This is a genomic window from Hyalangium sp. (genome assembly GCF_035629615.1).
GTDB lineage: Bacteria > Myxococcota > Myxococcia > Myxococcales > Myxococcaceae > Hyalangium.
Map to the genome: position 1 here is coordinate 1 of NZ_DASPHO010000239.1, position 14,727 is coordinate 14,727.

General features: G+C 68.3%; 10 protein-coding genes and 1 pseudogene. 3 read left to right on the forward strand and 8 right to left on the reverse strand.

Annotated elements, in window-relative coordinates:
- On the forward strand, positions 1-4,278 hold a 4,278-nt coding region (locus VD972_RS11985), incomplete at its 5' end, for an Ig-like domain-containing protein (RefSeq protein ID WP_324985543.1).
- Positions 4,279-4,531: 253 nt separating this feature from the next.
- On the opposite strand, the gene VD972_RS11990 is transcribed toward VD972_RS11985, so the two are convergent.
- Entirely contained in the window at positions 4,532-5,200 is a 669-nt protein-coding gene (locus VD972_RS11990) for a glutathione S-transferase family protein (protein ID WP_324985545.1), read from the reverse strand.
- A 113-nt stretch (positions 5,201-5,313) separates the two neighbouring features.
- On the opposite strand from VD972_RS11990, the gene VD972_RS11995 reads away from it, so the two are divergent.
- Both VD972_RS11995 and VD972_RS12000 read left to right on the forward strand, forming a co-directional pair.
- The gene (locus tag VD972_RS11995) at positions 5,314-5,976 is read left to right on the forward strand and encodes a TetR/AcrR family transcriptional regulator (RefSeq protein ID WP_324985548.1); all 663 of its coding nucleotides are present in this window, start codon (positions 5,314-5,316) and stop codon (positions 5,974-5,976) included.
- A gap of 15 nt (positions 5,977-5,991) precedes the next feature.
- A complete protein-coding gene (locus VD972_RS12000; RefSeq protein ID WP_324985551.1) occupies positions 5,992-6,756 on the forward strand; it encodes an SDR family NAD(P)-dependent oxidoreductase in 765 nt (254 codons plus the stop codon).
- 122 nt (positions 6,757-6,878) lie between these two features.
- Here the strand turns inward: VD972_RS12000 and VD972_RS12005 are convergent, their stop codons facing one another.
- From VD972_RS12005 to VD972_RS45475, 7 genes and pseudogenes are all read right to left on the reverse strand, one after another.
- On the reverse strand, positions 6,879-7,637 hold the full coding sequence (locus VD972_RS12005) for a DNA/RNA non-specific endonuclease (RefSeq protein WP_324985554.1): 759 nt from the start codon (positions 7,635-7,637) through the stop codon (positions 6,879-6,881).
- 308 nt (positions 7,638-7,945) lie between these two features.
- Positions 7,946-9,229: a matrixin family metalloprotease gene (locus tag VD972_RS12010; protein ID WP_324985556.1), complete on the reverse strand. Its 1,284-nt coding sequence runs from the start codon at positions 9,227-9,229 to the stop codon at positions 7,946-7,948.
- A gap of 168 nt (positions 9,230-9,397) precedes the next feature.
- The gene (locus VD972_RS12015) at positions 9,398-10,279 is read right to left on the reverse strand and encodes a sigma factor-like helix-turn-helix DNA-binding protein (RefSeq protein WP_324985559.1); all 882 of its coding nucleotides are present in this window, start codon (positions 10,277-10,279) and stop codon (positions 9,398-9,400) included.
- Between the two features lie 59 nt (positions 10,280-10,338).
- Positions 10,339-13,470 carry a serine/threonine-protein kinase gene (locus tag VD972_RS12020; protein ID WP_324985562.1) on the reverse strand — a complete coding sequence of 1,044 codons (3,132 nt, stop codon included), beginning with the start codon at positions 13,468-13,470 and terminating at the stop codon, positions 10,339-10,341.
- Positions 13,471-13,712: 242 nt separating this feature from the next.
- A complete protein-coding gene (locus VD972_RS12025) occupies positions 13,713-13,997 on the reverse strand; it encodes a hypothetical protein (protein ID WP_324985565.1) in 285 nt (94 codons plus the stop codon).
- 2 nt (positions 13,998-13,999) lie between these two features.
- Entirely contained in the window at positions 14,000-14,473 is a 474-nt protein-coding gene (locus tag VD972_RS12030; protein ID WP_324985568.1) for a hypothetical protein, read from the reverse strand.
- A 4-nt stretch (positions 14,474-14,477) separates the two neighbouring features.
- Positions 14,478-14,534, reverse strand: a pseudogene (locus tag VD972_RS45475) (SEC-C metal-binding domain-containing protein); the annotation flags it as partial.
- Positions 14,535-14,727 lie beyond the last annotated feature (193 nt).

Genomic DNA, 14,727 nt, shown 5'->3' on the forward strand with positions numbered 1-14,727 from the left:
GCTGGCAACCAGAGCCGGGTGGAAGTGGCCTCCAACGGTGCGGACTACTTCGTCGTGTGGAGGGATGATCGAGGTGCCAACTCCGATATCTATGGCACGCGGGTGACGGCATCAGGCACGGTGCAGGAGCTCGAGGGCTTGCCCCTCTATGTGGGTGCGGGCAACCAGAGGAATCCTGCCGTAGCCTCCGCCGGCTCGGACTACCTCGTCGTCTGGGAGGACGCCCGCAATGGCGACGTCAACTCGGACATCTACGGGACGTGGGTGTCGAGCCAGGGCGTGGTGGTGGATCCCGCGGGCTTCGTCATCTCCAACGCGGCCAACCTCCAGGCCTTTCCCGTCGTCACCTCCAACGGCTCGGACTACTTCGTCGCCTGGAAGGACTTCCGCAGCGGCACCGCTTTCTATGGTTCGCGTGTGTCGGACATGGGGCAGGTGCTGGACTCCGCGGGGATTCGCCTGGTGACGGGCCCGGTGGTGTCGGGGGTCGCTGTGGCGTCCGACGGTGTGGACTACCTCGCCGTCTGGGCTGACGACCGGAACGGCACCAACAACACGGACATCTACGGGACGCGAGTGACGAGCCAAGGCGTGGTGCTGGATCCCTCGGGTCTGGCTATCTCCAACGCCCCTGTCTTCCAGGTCGATCCGTCTGTGGCCTTCGATGGGTCGAGATACCTCGTTGCCTGGTACGACTCCCGCACTGACAGCGGGGGCCCGGACATCTATGGCACACGAGTGACACGCACGGGGCTGGTGCTGGATCCCACGGGCCTCTCTATCTCCAACCCCAGCACGGACAGCTCCCAGGTCTTCCCAGTGGTGGCCTCTACTGGGGCGAACTTCCTCGTCGTCTGGCAGCAGGATTCGGACATGTTCGGCGCGCGGGTCTCGGGAGGCTCGGGAGCGGTGCTCGACCCGGGGGTGCTGTTGACGACGGTGGTCAACTGGCAGTTCGCGCCGGACGTCGCCACCAACGGGACGAACTTCCTCGTCGTCTGGCACGACACCCGCGGCGACGTCTCCGACATCTATGGCACGCGGGTCTCGCTCACGGGCGACATCCTGGATCCGCTGGGGCTCGCTCTCTCCACGGCGGTCAACTCACAGACCGGCGCGGCGGTCGCGTCCAATGGCACGGACTATCTCGTCGTCTGGCAGGACCAGCGCAATGGCGCCACCCTCGGCACGGATATCTATGGGGCGCGGGTCACGAGCGGCGGGGTCGTGTTGGACAGCGCGCTCAACATCGTGACCCAGGGCAACTATTACCGCAGCAACCCCGATGTGGCCTCGAATGGTGCTGACTACTTCGTCGTCTGGTCGAGCAACGAGAGTCCATCCAGCGGCTCCAACATCTTCGGTACGACGGTGACGAGCACGGGAGTGGTGGGCACCTCCGGCTCCGGGACGACGATCTGCGGCGCGACTGGTAGCCAGATCCGCGCCACCCTCGCGTTCAACGGGACGAACTACCTGGTCGTGTGGACGGACCTCCGTAACACGGGTGGCGAGGACATCTACGGGAACCTGGTGTCGGCCGCGGGGCTGCCTGGCTCCTTCCTGGGCTTCCCGATCTCCACAGCCCCTGGCCACCAGGAGCTGCCCCGGGTGGCCTCCAACGGTGCGGACTTCTTCGTCGTCTGGGACGACTACCGCAGTGATGGGAGTGGGGATGTCTACGGCGCACGGGTGAGTGGGGCTGGCGCCGTGCTGGACTCCACGGGCGTGGCCATCTCCGCGGGCGCCAACAGCCAGAAGTACTCGAACGTCGGCTCCAGCGGGAGCGATTACTTCGTCGCCTGGCAGGACCTGCGCAGCAACTGGAGCTGGGATGTCTACGGAACACAGGTGTCGAGCACGGGGAGCGTCAAGACACCCACGGGGCTCCTCATCGCTGGGGATGGGTGGAACGAGCAGGTGCCCTCGATGGCCTCGGCAGCGCCGCTCCAGCTCCTGATCGTGTACCAGCGCTACGATGGCTCTTCGACCTACAATAATGAGCGCATCCGTGGGCGCCTCATCACCCTCAACCGTGCCCCCTCGGCGGTGGGGCAGTCCGTCCAGCTCTCCGAGGACACTTCTGCGGCCGTGACGCTGGCGGGTACGGATCCGGATGGGGACCCCCTGAGCTTCGCCATCACGACGGCCCCCGCGCATGGAACGTTGAGCGGCACACCCCCCCACCTCACGTATACGCCAGCGCCCGACTACTCCGGTCCCGAGACCTTCTCTTTCACCGTGACGGACGTGGAGAACATCACCTCGGCTCCAGCCACGGTGTCCCTCACCATCAACCCCGTCAACGATCCTCCCGTGGCTGCGGCCACCTCGGTGGCGCTGGACGAGGACACCCCGCGCAGCTTCACCCTGCAGGGGACGGATGTGGATGGGGATGCGCTCACCTACGAGGTGGCGACAGCTCCGGCGCACGGCGCGCTGAGCGGTACACCGCCGAACCTCATCTACACACCGGCAACGAACTACCATGGCGCCGACAGCTTCACGTTCATCGTGAGGGATCCTTCGGGCGTCGGCTCTGCTCCCGCCAACCTCGGCATCAACGTGGCTCCCGTGAACGATGAGCCCCAGGCCCAGGCCCAGTCACTCACCACCCCCGAGGACACGGCCCTGGCCGTCACCCTGTCGGGCACGGATGCGGAAGGGGCGAGCTTGCTGTACACGGTGAGCACGCAGCCTGCGCACGGCACGCTCTCCGGTACACCGCCGAACCTCACCTACACTCCAGCGGCCAACGACCACGGCTCCGACAGCTTCTCCTTCACTGCTTCGGACGGAAGTGCCACCTCCGCACCGGCCACCGTGTCGCTGACGATCTCTCCAGTCAACGATGCGCCCAGGGCCTTCGCGCAGGACCTCTCCACGGATGAAGACACGGCCCTCGCCATCACCTTGACCGCCAGCGACATCGACGGCGACAGCCTCACCTATACCGTCACAGGCGCTCCAGCTCAGGGCTCGCTGGCAGGCACTCCTCCCAACCTCACCTATACGCCAGCGGGCAACTTCCACGGTGCCGACAGCTTCACCTTCGAGGTCTCCGATGGCGTTGAGAGATCCAGCGCCACCATGTCCCTCACGGTGACTCCGGTCAACGATGCCCCCGTCGCCAACGGCATGACGCTCTCGGTGGGCACAGAGCCCACGGCGATCACGTTGTCTGCCACGGACGTCGAGGGAGATCCGCTGAGCTACATCCTTCAGACGCCGCCTTCCCATGGAACACTGAGCGGCACTCCTCCCGCGGTGACATACACCCCGGACCCGGGCTATCTCGACGCTGACTCCTTCTCCTTCATCGCGTCCGACGGCCAGGCCTCTTCCGCTCCCGCCACAGTCTCCCTCACCGTGGGCAACAGCGCCCCCGAGGTGACCCTCTCCGCCGATTCCCTCCAGCCCTTCGAGGGAGAGAGCGTCCACTTCCAGGCCATGGCGGTAGACGCCAACATGGACCCTCTCACCTTCGACTGGGACTTCGGCGACGGCACTGCCTCCGAGGAGCAGAGCCCCTCACATGCCTACGCCAACCAGGGCACCTACGATGTGGTGCTGACGGTCTCCGACGGCATCGTCATCGTCCAGAAGATGCTCAGGCTGGAGGTGCAGAACACCGCTCCTGTCATCGTTCCCCTGGAAGACCCGGCCGCCGCCGAAGAGGGCAAGCCACTGACCCTGCGCGCGCAAGCCAGCGATCGGGGCTCGAGCGACACCCTCTCCTTCTCATGGGACTTCGGCGATGGCTCAGCCCCGGCGACGAGCGCCGAGACTCCTCATACCTACGCGGACAACGGCGTCTACACCGTCAAGGTGACGGTGACGGACGACTCGGGCGCCTTCACCCAGGCCACGCGCGAGGTGCACGTCGCCAATAGGCCCCCGGTGCCTGAGCAGGTGTCCCCTCGCACCGTGCGTGGGGGTGAGGCGGTGGAGCTGGCGCTGAAGGCCACGGACGCTGCGGGCTCGCGCGATCCCCTCTCCTGGAGCCTCCTCGAGGGCCCCGGGACGCTCGCTGCCGATGGAAAGTACAGCTGGACACCCGAGCCCTCCACCCAGGGCGATCACATCGTCCGAGCCCAGCTGGCCGACGACGACGGAGGGACCGCGGACGTCCTCTTCACTGTCACCGTCACGCCCAGGGATTCTACGACCGACCCGGACTCCGGCTGTGCCTGCTCGTCCGGAAACCCAGGCGCGGCCTCCTCGATGGCGTTCCTCCTCCTGTTGGCAGCCTTCGCCCACCGTCGCGCTCGCGCCTGAGAGTGCGGACCGTGCCTCCCGCGACAGACAAGGCCATCCTGTCGCGGAGGCAGGTCGCATACACGCTCAGGGGAGCTCACCAGGGACGCCACGCGACGTAGGAGTTCCAGTCCGGTGAGTGACGCGCGCGCATGACACGAACCTGTATCGGTCGAAGGCGAGAAGCCACTCTCTGAACTCAGTGGGTGATCTGCAGCGTACCGGCCCCGCCGCGCCAACAGGGGGCGCCCACAGTCCGACCGGCCGATCGGCCTCAGGAATAGCTCGCCGGCCACTCCATCGGGAACAGCTTGCGATAGGGCCGGGCCTCTTCGACCACGCGGCTGACGGAAGGGCGCTTCAGCAGTCGCTGATAATAAGCCGCAAGATGCCGATGCTCGGCGAACGGCGCCACGATGTTCGCGTAGAAGAGCGCCGGCGCGGCAGCGCAATCGGCGAGGGTGAAATCCTCTCCTACCGCCAAGCCGCCCCGTGCCAGTTCGCGGTCGAGAATGGCGTAGGAGGCCGCGAGCTGCGCCTTCGCCTCCACTACACCTTGCGGATCTTGGGTGCCCGCAGGCCTTAAATGGTCCCCCACTACCTTCTGCATCGGGAGCTGGACGTAATTGTCGAAGAAGCGATCCCACAGGTGCACGGGCATTGCCGCGTCTGGATCGGACGGGACCAGCTGCACCGGTCCCGGATAGTGCCACCCCAGATATTCGATGATGAGGGTGGATTCCGGCACGGTGACCCCTCGCGCCTCGTCTCGCAGCACCGGGAACTTGGCGAGCGGCCAGACCCGCGCGAAGGCGGCGCGCTGCTCGGGGTTGCCAAGGTCGACGATCTCACCCTTGAAGGCGACGTCATTCTCGTAGAAGGCAATCAGCACCTTCTGACAGAAGGAGGCGAAGGGGTGGAAATAGAGGGTCAGTGAGCTCATTGCGCGTCCGCCTTTATCTCGGGTGTCATTGATCGCTCCTTATACCCTCGATGGAGCGAAGGAGGGATCCTCTTGCCAGGTGTGACCGATCGGTCATATGACCGGTCAGTCACATGCCAACGAGCACGTTCTTTCGACTTCCCGAGGAGCGCCGGGAGCGCCTGGTAAACGAGGCGATCGCCGAGTTCTCCGACCGGACCTACATCGAGGCCTCGCTCTCGCAGATCGCGCGCCGCGCGCGCATCCCCAAGGGCAGCGTGTACCAATACTTCGAGGACAAGCTCGATCTGTACCGCTGGCTGCTCACGGAGGAGGCGCCGCGGCGTAAGCGCGAGTTCCTCGGCGCCGCGAGCCAGGAGGGAGACTTCTGGACGCGGCTGGAGACCCAGATCGAGCGCGGCATGGCCTTCCTGGTCGAGCACCCGCGCCTGGCACGCCTCTCTGCGGCGGCCGCCGATCCGACGGCGAACGTGGAAGTCCGTGGCCTGCACAAGGCCATCTGCGAGGCCGGCCTCGTGGAGCTCCGGGCGGTGCTCGAGGACGGGGCGGCGAGCGGAGCCCTGGAGGCACCTGATCTGAACGTGGCGACGCGACTGGTCGCCACCATCATCGGCCCGGGCTTGACCGACGTGGTGCTCCAGGAGCTCGGGGCCGAGCTCCACGAGGTGCTGGCCTCGGACTCCCTTCGCAAGCGACTGGGCCCCAAGCGCCGCCGCCGTCTTGCTCAACAAGCAGTCCTCTTCATCCGAAGTGGCCTGGGCTCTTCCAGGTCCTAGCGAAAGGAAACGCGAATGGTCAGGTACGACTTCTCCGGGCGGGTCGCGCTCGTCATCGGAGGGACCTCCGGCATTGGTCTCGCCACGGCGCGTGAGTTCGCGAGGGCGGGGGCGAGTGTCGTCCTCGCCGCCCGGGGTGAAGAAGCCGGGCGCGAGGCCTGCGCGGCGCTGGAGGCCGAGGGCGCGCGTGCCCTCTTCCTCCAGACCGACGTGCGAGAGGAGGCCTCCGTGGCGCGAGCCGTGGAAGGAGCGGTGAAGCACTTCGGCCGGCTCGACTTCGCGGCGAACAGCGCGGGCAGCGGCGGCGACATGGCCCCGCTGGAGGCCACCCACCAGGAGGTCTGGGACAGCGTCATGGCCATCAACGCCCGAGGCGTCTGGTTGGCGATGCGCTACGAAATCCCGGCGATGCTCGCCTCGGGAGGAGGCGCCATCGTCAACCTGAGCTCGATCTACGGAATGAGGGGCAAGGCCGCGCACCACGCATATGTCGCCTCGAAGCACGCGGTGGTGGGAATGACGCGGTCGGTGGCGCTCGAGTACGCGACGCGGGGAATCCGAGTGAACGCCCTCTGTGCAGGCGTCACCCGGACGCTGGGCATGATCCAAGCCGAGGCGTTCATGCCGGAGATCGTCCACCAGCTGGTCGCGCAACATCCGATGGCGCGCATGGCGACGCCAGAGGAGATCGCCGGCGCGGTGCTCTGGCTGTGCTCCGAGAGCGCGGGCTACGTGACGGGTGCGCCTCTGCCGGTGGACGGAGGCTTCCTCGCGGCGTGAGGTGGTGTTGCATCATGGCCGGTGCAGGTGTGTCACGGCGAGAAGTCACCCCGGCCCAGGCCTCTGTCCCTTCAGGGCCGAGGCAAGAGGCCGGGGCGTGCTCCAGCGCGCGCCGCGAGCTGCTAGTTGCACCCCTGGCTCGTGAGGAAGTTCACGCCACGGTTCTTCTCGTTCGTACCGTTCGAGCCGCCGCCGTCCGTGTTCGAGAACGACAGGGACACGCTGCTCCCTGTGGACTGGTTCCTGATCTCCATCGTCAGGTTATTGGGGATGAGCGTGGTGCCGCTCGGGTAGTTCGCACCGATGTAGTAGCGCAGCCGGCCCTTCGGCAGACCCGCGCACGTGGCCATCTTGTTCTCGAGCGCTACCCAGTTTCCGCGGTTGAAGTTTGCATCCTGAGGCACGAGGTTCGCCCGTCCTCCCCAGCCCCCCAGCTGCGATCCGATGAGGTGTCCCCCGTCGTAGTCGTTGCTGGGGTTGGCCGCGTCGCCCCACTGACCCACGTTCCCCTGACAAGAGTCGTTGCGCGCCGCAGTGCTGATGGGCGGCAAGTACGCGTACGCCCGATGCGGCCGACCCGAGCTGTCAATGAAGTGGTATTTTCCATTCAAGGTGTGCCAGGTGTTCCGGTCGCTCGACGGAAAGAACTGCGGACAATCGGTGATGAGGGCAGGGGTGATGAACCCGACGCCGTAAGGCTCCATCGCCCACCGGATCTCGTCCTCCGTGTGGCTCTCGAAGAAGTCCATGAGGCCGCTGGGACCACCGAAGTCCTGCTCGAGCTGGCTTGCGAGCTCTTCGCCGCCTAGGTCCTGGGGTCCACAACTGGTGAGCCAGAGACCCAACACCGCCGCAACTGACAGCTTGCTCATGGTGCGCATTCCGTCGCTCCTTCCTGGGGGGGGGACAGCGTCGACGTGTTGCAGACACGACTCTACGCGAGGACCGCGAAAAAGCGGTTGCAGCAGCGACGAAATCAGCGAGCAGGTGCTCGACACCATGCGTCAGCTGGCAGCGGAGCCGGGCGGCACCTTGAAACAGTTCTCTGGAATCCATGCCCCTCTCCTCGTCAGGATCGACCACGTCACCGGGGCAAGCCCAGCGTGCGCTGAGCCCCGCCAAACGTGCGCGCGCCTCCGCGGCGATGGGCCGGGAGGCGCGCTTGGGTCAGCCTGTGATCAGCCTGCGCTCAGTACGGATAGCGCTCCCCCGCTGCCTGCGCGTCGCAGGACGTGAGGGCGGCCGTACACTGGGTGGGGTCCGTGTACATGATCGAGTTGCAGTTGCCGTGGTGGGCGAAGCCGAGGGAGTGCCCGATTTCGTGGAGTGTGACGGTCTTCGCGTAGTGCGCGCCCGTGTAGTACGTGTTGTTCAGCTTGATGGTGCTTCCGGTCATGCAGGTGCCCGACCAGGAATTCAAAGCGTACCCGTACCAGCCGTTGTAGCCGTAGTAGGCCTCGTAAACCGTGACATCGGAGGCGCCGCTGGAACGCCAGTGGAGATACAGGCTGTTCGACACGCTCGTGTACATCCACGCGTTCATGGAGTCACCGACCGGCCAACGCGTGCCCGTCAAGTCCGTGAAGGTGACGTTCGTGGGGTTCCGGCACCACTTGTAGCCGAAGTTTTGGAGCCCGCACCAGCTCTGGGCGGTCACCTCGTCAGGGCCCGCTTTGAACAGGGGCTCCTCGCGCGTGTCGGGGCCCATGTACTGGACGGCCCGTGCGCGGGCCTCGACCCGGTCGAGCAGCGCGTCGACCGGCTGGCCGACATGCTCCTGGATCGCGGTGGCGTGAGGCGACGAGCTCGCGCCTTGGACGAGGCCGTCTTGCACCAGGACTCGACCCAGCGGTCCGCCGGTCACGGCGTAGACGCCCGTCATGGAGCGCGCGGCCAAGGGCTTGGTGCCCCCTTGCGGCGTGAGGAAGAGGACCGCCTGCTCGCCCACCTTCGGCAGCGGGTTGTCCGCCGGCGCGAGCGTGCATCCGTCGGAGAGCAGGCCGCCGGGGAACATGACGTCCACGGTGGCGCCCTGCGCGATCACGCCGCCCGAGGCGGTCTTGAGCTCCAGTGAGGAGCGCGCGAGGTCGTCGATCCTCACGGTCGCGATGGTGACCGGAAGGTCGCTGGAGATGCCGCTCTCCTCTCCGGAGAGTTGCCCCTCCGTCTTGGACTGCGCGTAGGCGCGGACGACGTCAAAGCGCGTGGACTCCACCCGACCGTTGACGATCAACGCCGAGTGGTCGGTCAAGTCCTCGACCGAACCTCCGTGGCGGACCCAGTCCATCTCGAGCGTATGCTCCGTTCCTTCGGCGTGCGCTTGCGTGGGCAACGGCTTCCCGGGCACCCACGCCGTCACCTGCTCGTCCTTCGGAGCGGCCTCGATCGATTCCTCGACCCCGGCGTTGGTACAGCCCACCACACCCAGGAGCGCCAAGGGCACGACCCAGGAACGCGCATGTCTCTTCGTCACGATTCTCTCCGCAGGTGAACGCCGGAGGCCAGCTCCCGCGTCGGTTGGAACAACGGATACTTCCCTGTAAGGACGGAGAACCGTGGCGCGCGTCTCACGCGGAGCCGAAAAATAGTGCCGGGCAGCTACGGCGGAAGAAGGTGCACACAGTGGAGCCCCGCGGGCCCGTCAGTCCGCCATGAGCTGGCGCAGGCTGACGTCGAGCTGGCTGCGCACGAGGCGCAGCATGCTGTCCAGCTCGTCGGGCGTCAGCCCCAGCCGCGCCGTCAGCTCCTCGCGGGTGAGCGCCAGCAGCCGCTCGCGGGCGCGGGCAATCCAGCGCGCCACGGTGGAGCGGGGCTCCTGGCACGTGGCGCTCACCTCGTCCATGGACAGACCGTGCACGTGGTGCAGCCGCAGCAGGTTGCGCTCCCGGGCCTCCAGCCGGCCCAGAGCGGCGCGGAAGGCCACGCGGAAGTCCTCCTGGTGCCGCTCGCGGATGAAGGCCAGCTCGGGGTCCGCGCCCAGCCGCTCCGCCAGCGCCACCGGGGCCTCCTCCATGGGCAGCTCGCGCGGCGCGGCACGCTGCCGGTCGATGTCGAGCCGCAGCGCCACCGCCCGCACCCACTGCCCCAGCGGACCGCGCCCGGAATAGGAGGCCAGCTTCGGCGGTGCCCCGTCCACCGGGACCAGCAGCCGCTGGCGCAACAGCTGCCGCAGCTCATCCACGAGGGCGGGCGCCTCCCGCGGCAGCCACGTCCCCACCTGGGACAGCACGTGCGTGTCGAGCGCCTCGTGCGCCCGCGCCTCCCCCCGCACGCAGGCGAAGGCGAGGAAGAAGTCCGCCGCGCGCAGGCTCGCGAGCACCTCGCGGGCCTCGCCCGTGGAGGGCAGGCGCTGCGCCACGTGCGCCAGGAAGGCCCCCGCGTCCATGCCCACCTCCGGCCACGCCTCGCGCGCCTCCCGCACCAGCCTCGCGAGCGCTTTCTCCAGGCCGGGAAGCGCCCGCAGCGCCGGGACGAGCGCGTGCGGCGCCCGCGAGAGGAAGGACTCGGTGTGCTCGGACGTCACGGACCACCTCCACCGACAAGCCCGCCCACTCGGGCGGGAGTGAGACACAGCGCCCCGGCTCAGGAGGGGTCGTGGGCTGACAGCCAGGACTGTACCTCTCGCGCGCGGGGCGCGTAGGCAGGCGCGCTCCGTGCGTAGGTTGCCTGAGCCTCCCGCGCCAGGGAGAGCGCCCGGGGCCGCTCCCCGTGCGACGGCCAGAGGACGCGGGCGAGCGCGAAGCGCGCCCGGGCCAGATCGGGCGGGGCCAGCTCCACCCGCGTGGAGAGCATCACCACCCGCTCCAGCGGCTCGCGGGCCTCGCGCAGCTGGCCGCCCTGCACCAGCGCCTCGCCCAGCAGTGCGAGCGTCTGCGCCACCCGGGGGTGCTCCGCCCCGAGCGACTGCTCGCGCACCTCCAGCGCCCGCCGCAGGAGGAGGAGCGCCGGGCGCACCCTGCGCAGGCGCAGCTCCACGTGCCCCAGGTTGTACAGCGCGCTGGCCACCTTCGGGTGGCCGGGGCCGAGCGTGGCCTCCCACAGCGCGCGCGCCGCCTCGAAGTGGGCGCGCGCGTCGTGCGGGCGGCCTGCGTCCAGCGCCACAGAGCCCAGGTTGTTGCGCGACAGGGCCACGTCCGGGTGCCGGGGGCCGAGCTGCGCCTCCTGGAGCGCCAGCGCCTCACGGTAGGCCGCCTCCGCCAGCGGAAGCTGTCCCAAGTCCAGCCGTGCATTGCCCAGGCTCAGCAGCACGTTGGCCACCCGCAGCTGCTCGCCGTCCCCTCCCTTGCGCAGACTGGCCAGAGCGCGCTCATAGTGGGGCAGCGCCTCCGCCAGCTGGCCCTGTCGCGAGAGCGCATCGCCCAGGTTCACCCGGATCATGCTGGTGCTGGAGTGCTCCGCCCCGAGGAGGCGCTCGGCCAGCTCGAGCGCCTCGCCGTAGCGTGCCACCGCCTCGGCCACCTTCCCCTGGAGCCGCAGCGCGGTGGCCAGGTTGTTGAGGTGCGCCGCGCACAGCGGGTGCTCATGGCCGTACACCGCCTCCACCAGGGCCAGGGCGCGCGCATAGTGCCGCCCCGCCTCCGCGTAGCGCCCCAGCGCGTTGAGGGCCATGCCCATGCCGGTAAGGACATCGGCGAGCGCCACGTCCTGTGGCCCGCGCGCCCGCTCCAGCAGGGACAGGGCCTCGCTGGCATCCGTGAGTGCGCGCGCGTACTCGCCCTGCCGGTAGCTGAGACTGCTGCGGACGCGGCGCAGCTCCGCGGCCAGCTCCAGGGAGGCCTCGGGCCCCAGCCGCTCCAGGGCCGCCTCCGCCATGCGCGCGGTGCGCTGGGCTTCCTTCACCAGGCCCATGCCCTGGACTTCGGTATAAAGAAGGCGGTTCCACGCGCGCGCGGCCGTCTCGTCGTCGTGCCCGGCCTCCGCCACGCGCACCGCCTCCTCCAGCACCTCGCGCGCCGCGGCGAAGCTCCCGGCGATGCCCCGTAGCTCGCCCTGCAGGAGCAGGGCCCACGCCAGCGTGGGCCGGTGCCCCAGCTCCCGCAGTGCCGCCACCACCTCTTCCAGCCGGGGCAGCGCACGCTCATGAAACCCGGCAGCGCCCTGCACGCGCAGCCCGTCCAGCTCCCGGCGCAGCGCCGCCAGCTCCCGCCGGGCCTCCGGGGCTTCCGGCAGCGGGTCCACGCGGGCGAGTGCGTCCCGGTCCGCGCACGCGGCCAGGGAGGGGAGCTGCCGCGCGGCTTCGGACGCCCGAGAGAGCGCCTCCCGCTCGCCGCCCTCCAGCAGCTCCACCAGGATGTGCAACGCCTGGCGCCGGCCATCCAGGCACGCGGCGCGCAGGTCCATCAGCTGCTCGGACTGTGCCTGCCGCACGCGCGTGTCCTCGCAGGACTGCCGCTCCTGGGCCACCAGCGCCTGGGCATAGGCGTCCAGCGCCCGCGCGGTGGACTCGAAGGCGTCCCCCGGCACCGGCGGCGCGCCCTGACGGAAGCGCTGCTCCAGCCGGGCCTGGCGCGCCACGTCCCAGGTGCCCTCCAGCCGGGCCTCGAAACCGGTGCACACCTGCGCGGCGTCATCCTGTGCCAGGCCGAAGCCCGCGGCGACGCTGGCCGCCACGCCCGTGGCCAGCGCCGCCGCCGCCCAGCGCCAGCGGCTCGAGCTCGCGCCGGACTCGAGCCGGGCGAGAAGCGCGTCCAGGGAAGGGTGGCGCGAGGCCGGCTCGGCGGCCAGGCCGCGCAGCACGGCGTCGCGCACGGCGCCGGGCACGCGCAAGCCTCGGGGCGGCGGCGTCACCCGCCCCTCGCGCAGGGCCCGGACGCGCTCCTCCGCCGTGCCACCCGCGAAGGGCCGCTGGCCGAAGAGGGCCTCGTACAGCGCGACACAGAAGCTGAACTGGTCGCTGCGCGCATCCGCGCGCAGGCCCTGCCACTGCTCCGGGGACATGTACGCGGGCGTGCCCAGCCGGACGCCGGTGAGGGTGTCGCCTCCCGGCGACGGGGCCTCCCGGGCAGCGTCCTCCATGGCCCACGCCTCAGGTGGGGTCAGGGGCGCGGGCTCCGCGCGGGCGAGGCCGAAGTCGGTGACGCGCACCTGGCCGTCGTCCCCCAGCAGCACGTTGTCCGGCTTGAAGTCGCGGTGCACCAGCCCCACCGCGTGCGCGGCGGACAGCCCCTGGCCCGCCTGGAGGAAGCGCGAGAGCACCTCGCGCCACGGCCGCGGCGCCTCCGCCAGCCAGTGGCGCATCGTCCGCCCTCGCACCAGCTCCATGGCGAGGAAGACGGTGACGCCGTCCAGGCCCACGTCATGCACGATGACGACGTTCGGGTGGGACAGCCGGGCCAGCGCCTGTGCCTCGCGCACCAGCCGCCCGCGCGCCTCCGCGTCCGCCACCGCCCCGGGCTTGAGCAGCTTGAGCGCCACCTCCCGGTCCAGGTCCGGGTCATACGCGGCGAAGACGACCCCCATGCCCCCCTCGCCCACGCGGCGCAGCAGCACGTAGCGCCCCACGCGCGCCATGGCCCTTGGCGTACCGCCCAGCCCGAGCGGAGCCATGGGCTCCAGGCCCTCCGCGGACAGGGACCCTCCACCCTTGAGTCCCGCCACCACCGCACAGCATGCCGCGCACCCATCCAGGTGGGCCTCCAGCCGGGCCACGGCGTCCGGGGACAGGCGCCCCTGCTCCCACTCCAGCAGCTCGTTCTCCTCAGGGCACGGAGTCATGGGAATAAACGTAAGACATTATAATCCGTTTAAAATATACCTCACCGGAAGGTCCGGTTGAAGGGAAAGGCGCGGCGGAGTCACGGCCCTTTGAAGGCACCCAGACGTCTCTCCCTCGTGCGGCGTATGTGGCAAGGGGAACTGCGAGAGCATGGTCCCCAGCGAGGGCTGTCCCCGTGGCAGGCACGGCGCCTGGCTGCTACCGGACACAATCTTCCAGTGCACGGAGCGGGACAGTGCATTCAACGAGCCAGCCGCTCGGAGACTGCACGTAGTACTCCTGCCAGCCGGTCGAAGTCGACGGCGGTCGGCATTTGCCCCTCCAGCACCCGCTGGAGCGCCTCCCAATCGTCCTTCAACGAGCCTACGGAGAGTTTGGGTTCGTGTTGAAGATCCGTCCACTCAGGCGGTTGAACCACCCAGTACATGTCCATGTCATCAATGGGCACGGCTTCATATCCGCGCTCCCTGTAGTTCTCGACCAGCTTCTTCGCCAAGACGGCGATCTGCAAGAGTTGGATCTGCATGTTCAATCTCCACCGGCATGCGTGCGGAGCGCCTCGTCGACTATCTTCAGCTCGCTCTTTTGCTTCTCGATCTGCCTCTCCAACTCCCTTACACGGCCCTCGATAATCTTCTTCTGAATTTCGGGTGGCTGGTCCTTGAGTAGCCCCTTGTTGTCCTGGGAGAAGGGATCCTTGCGATAGTCATTGAGTTTCTGCTCGTGCTCTCGAATCAACTCTTCGTAGCTCCTCTTGGACTTCTCGAGTTGCTGCCGGGTCTGGTTGCTATAAGGCTGTCCGCTCGTGTTCTTGCCCTGCGCGACCGACCCCTGAGAGGCCGTAGAGCCACTGCTCCCTGGCTTCTTGAGTTGAGGCCGCCTGAACTTGGGCCCCCCAGCAAGCACCGCGGGCTCTGGCTCACTGGCATGAGTAGTCCGAAAAGATAGCACCAAGCTCATCGCCGTCAGCATCATCAGAAAGGTTGGTATTGGCTTGAGCATGTTCCTCCTTCCACTTTTGTTGAGACCCACAGGGGCACGAATCATTGCGACCGATCTTCACTGTTACGCTGCCGTGGGTGGGGGTTCCAACTTCGCCCGTAGAAACGCTGCGTACTCGATGCCAAAGATCGCCGACGACAAGTGCTGTGCGGCGTCAGCCTGACTCTGTCGGTCGCACCGTCCAGAGTGACCAACCTTGTTTCGGAGTTTCCGCAGGCGGTTGAGGCCAAAACGAATGTTCTCGGGCATCCGCC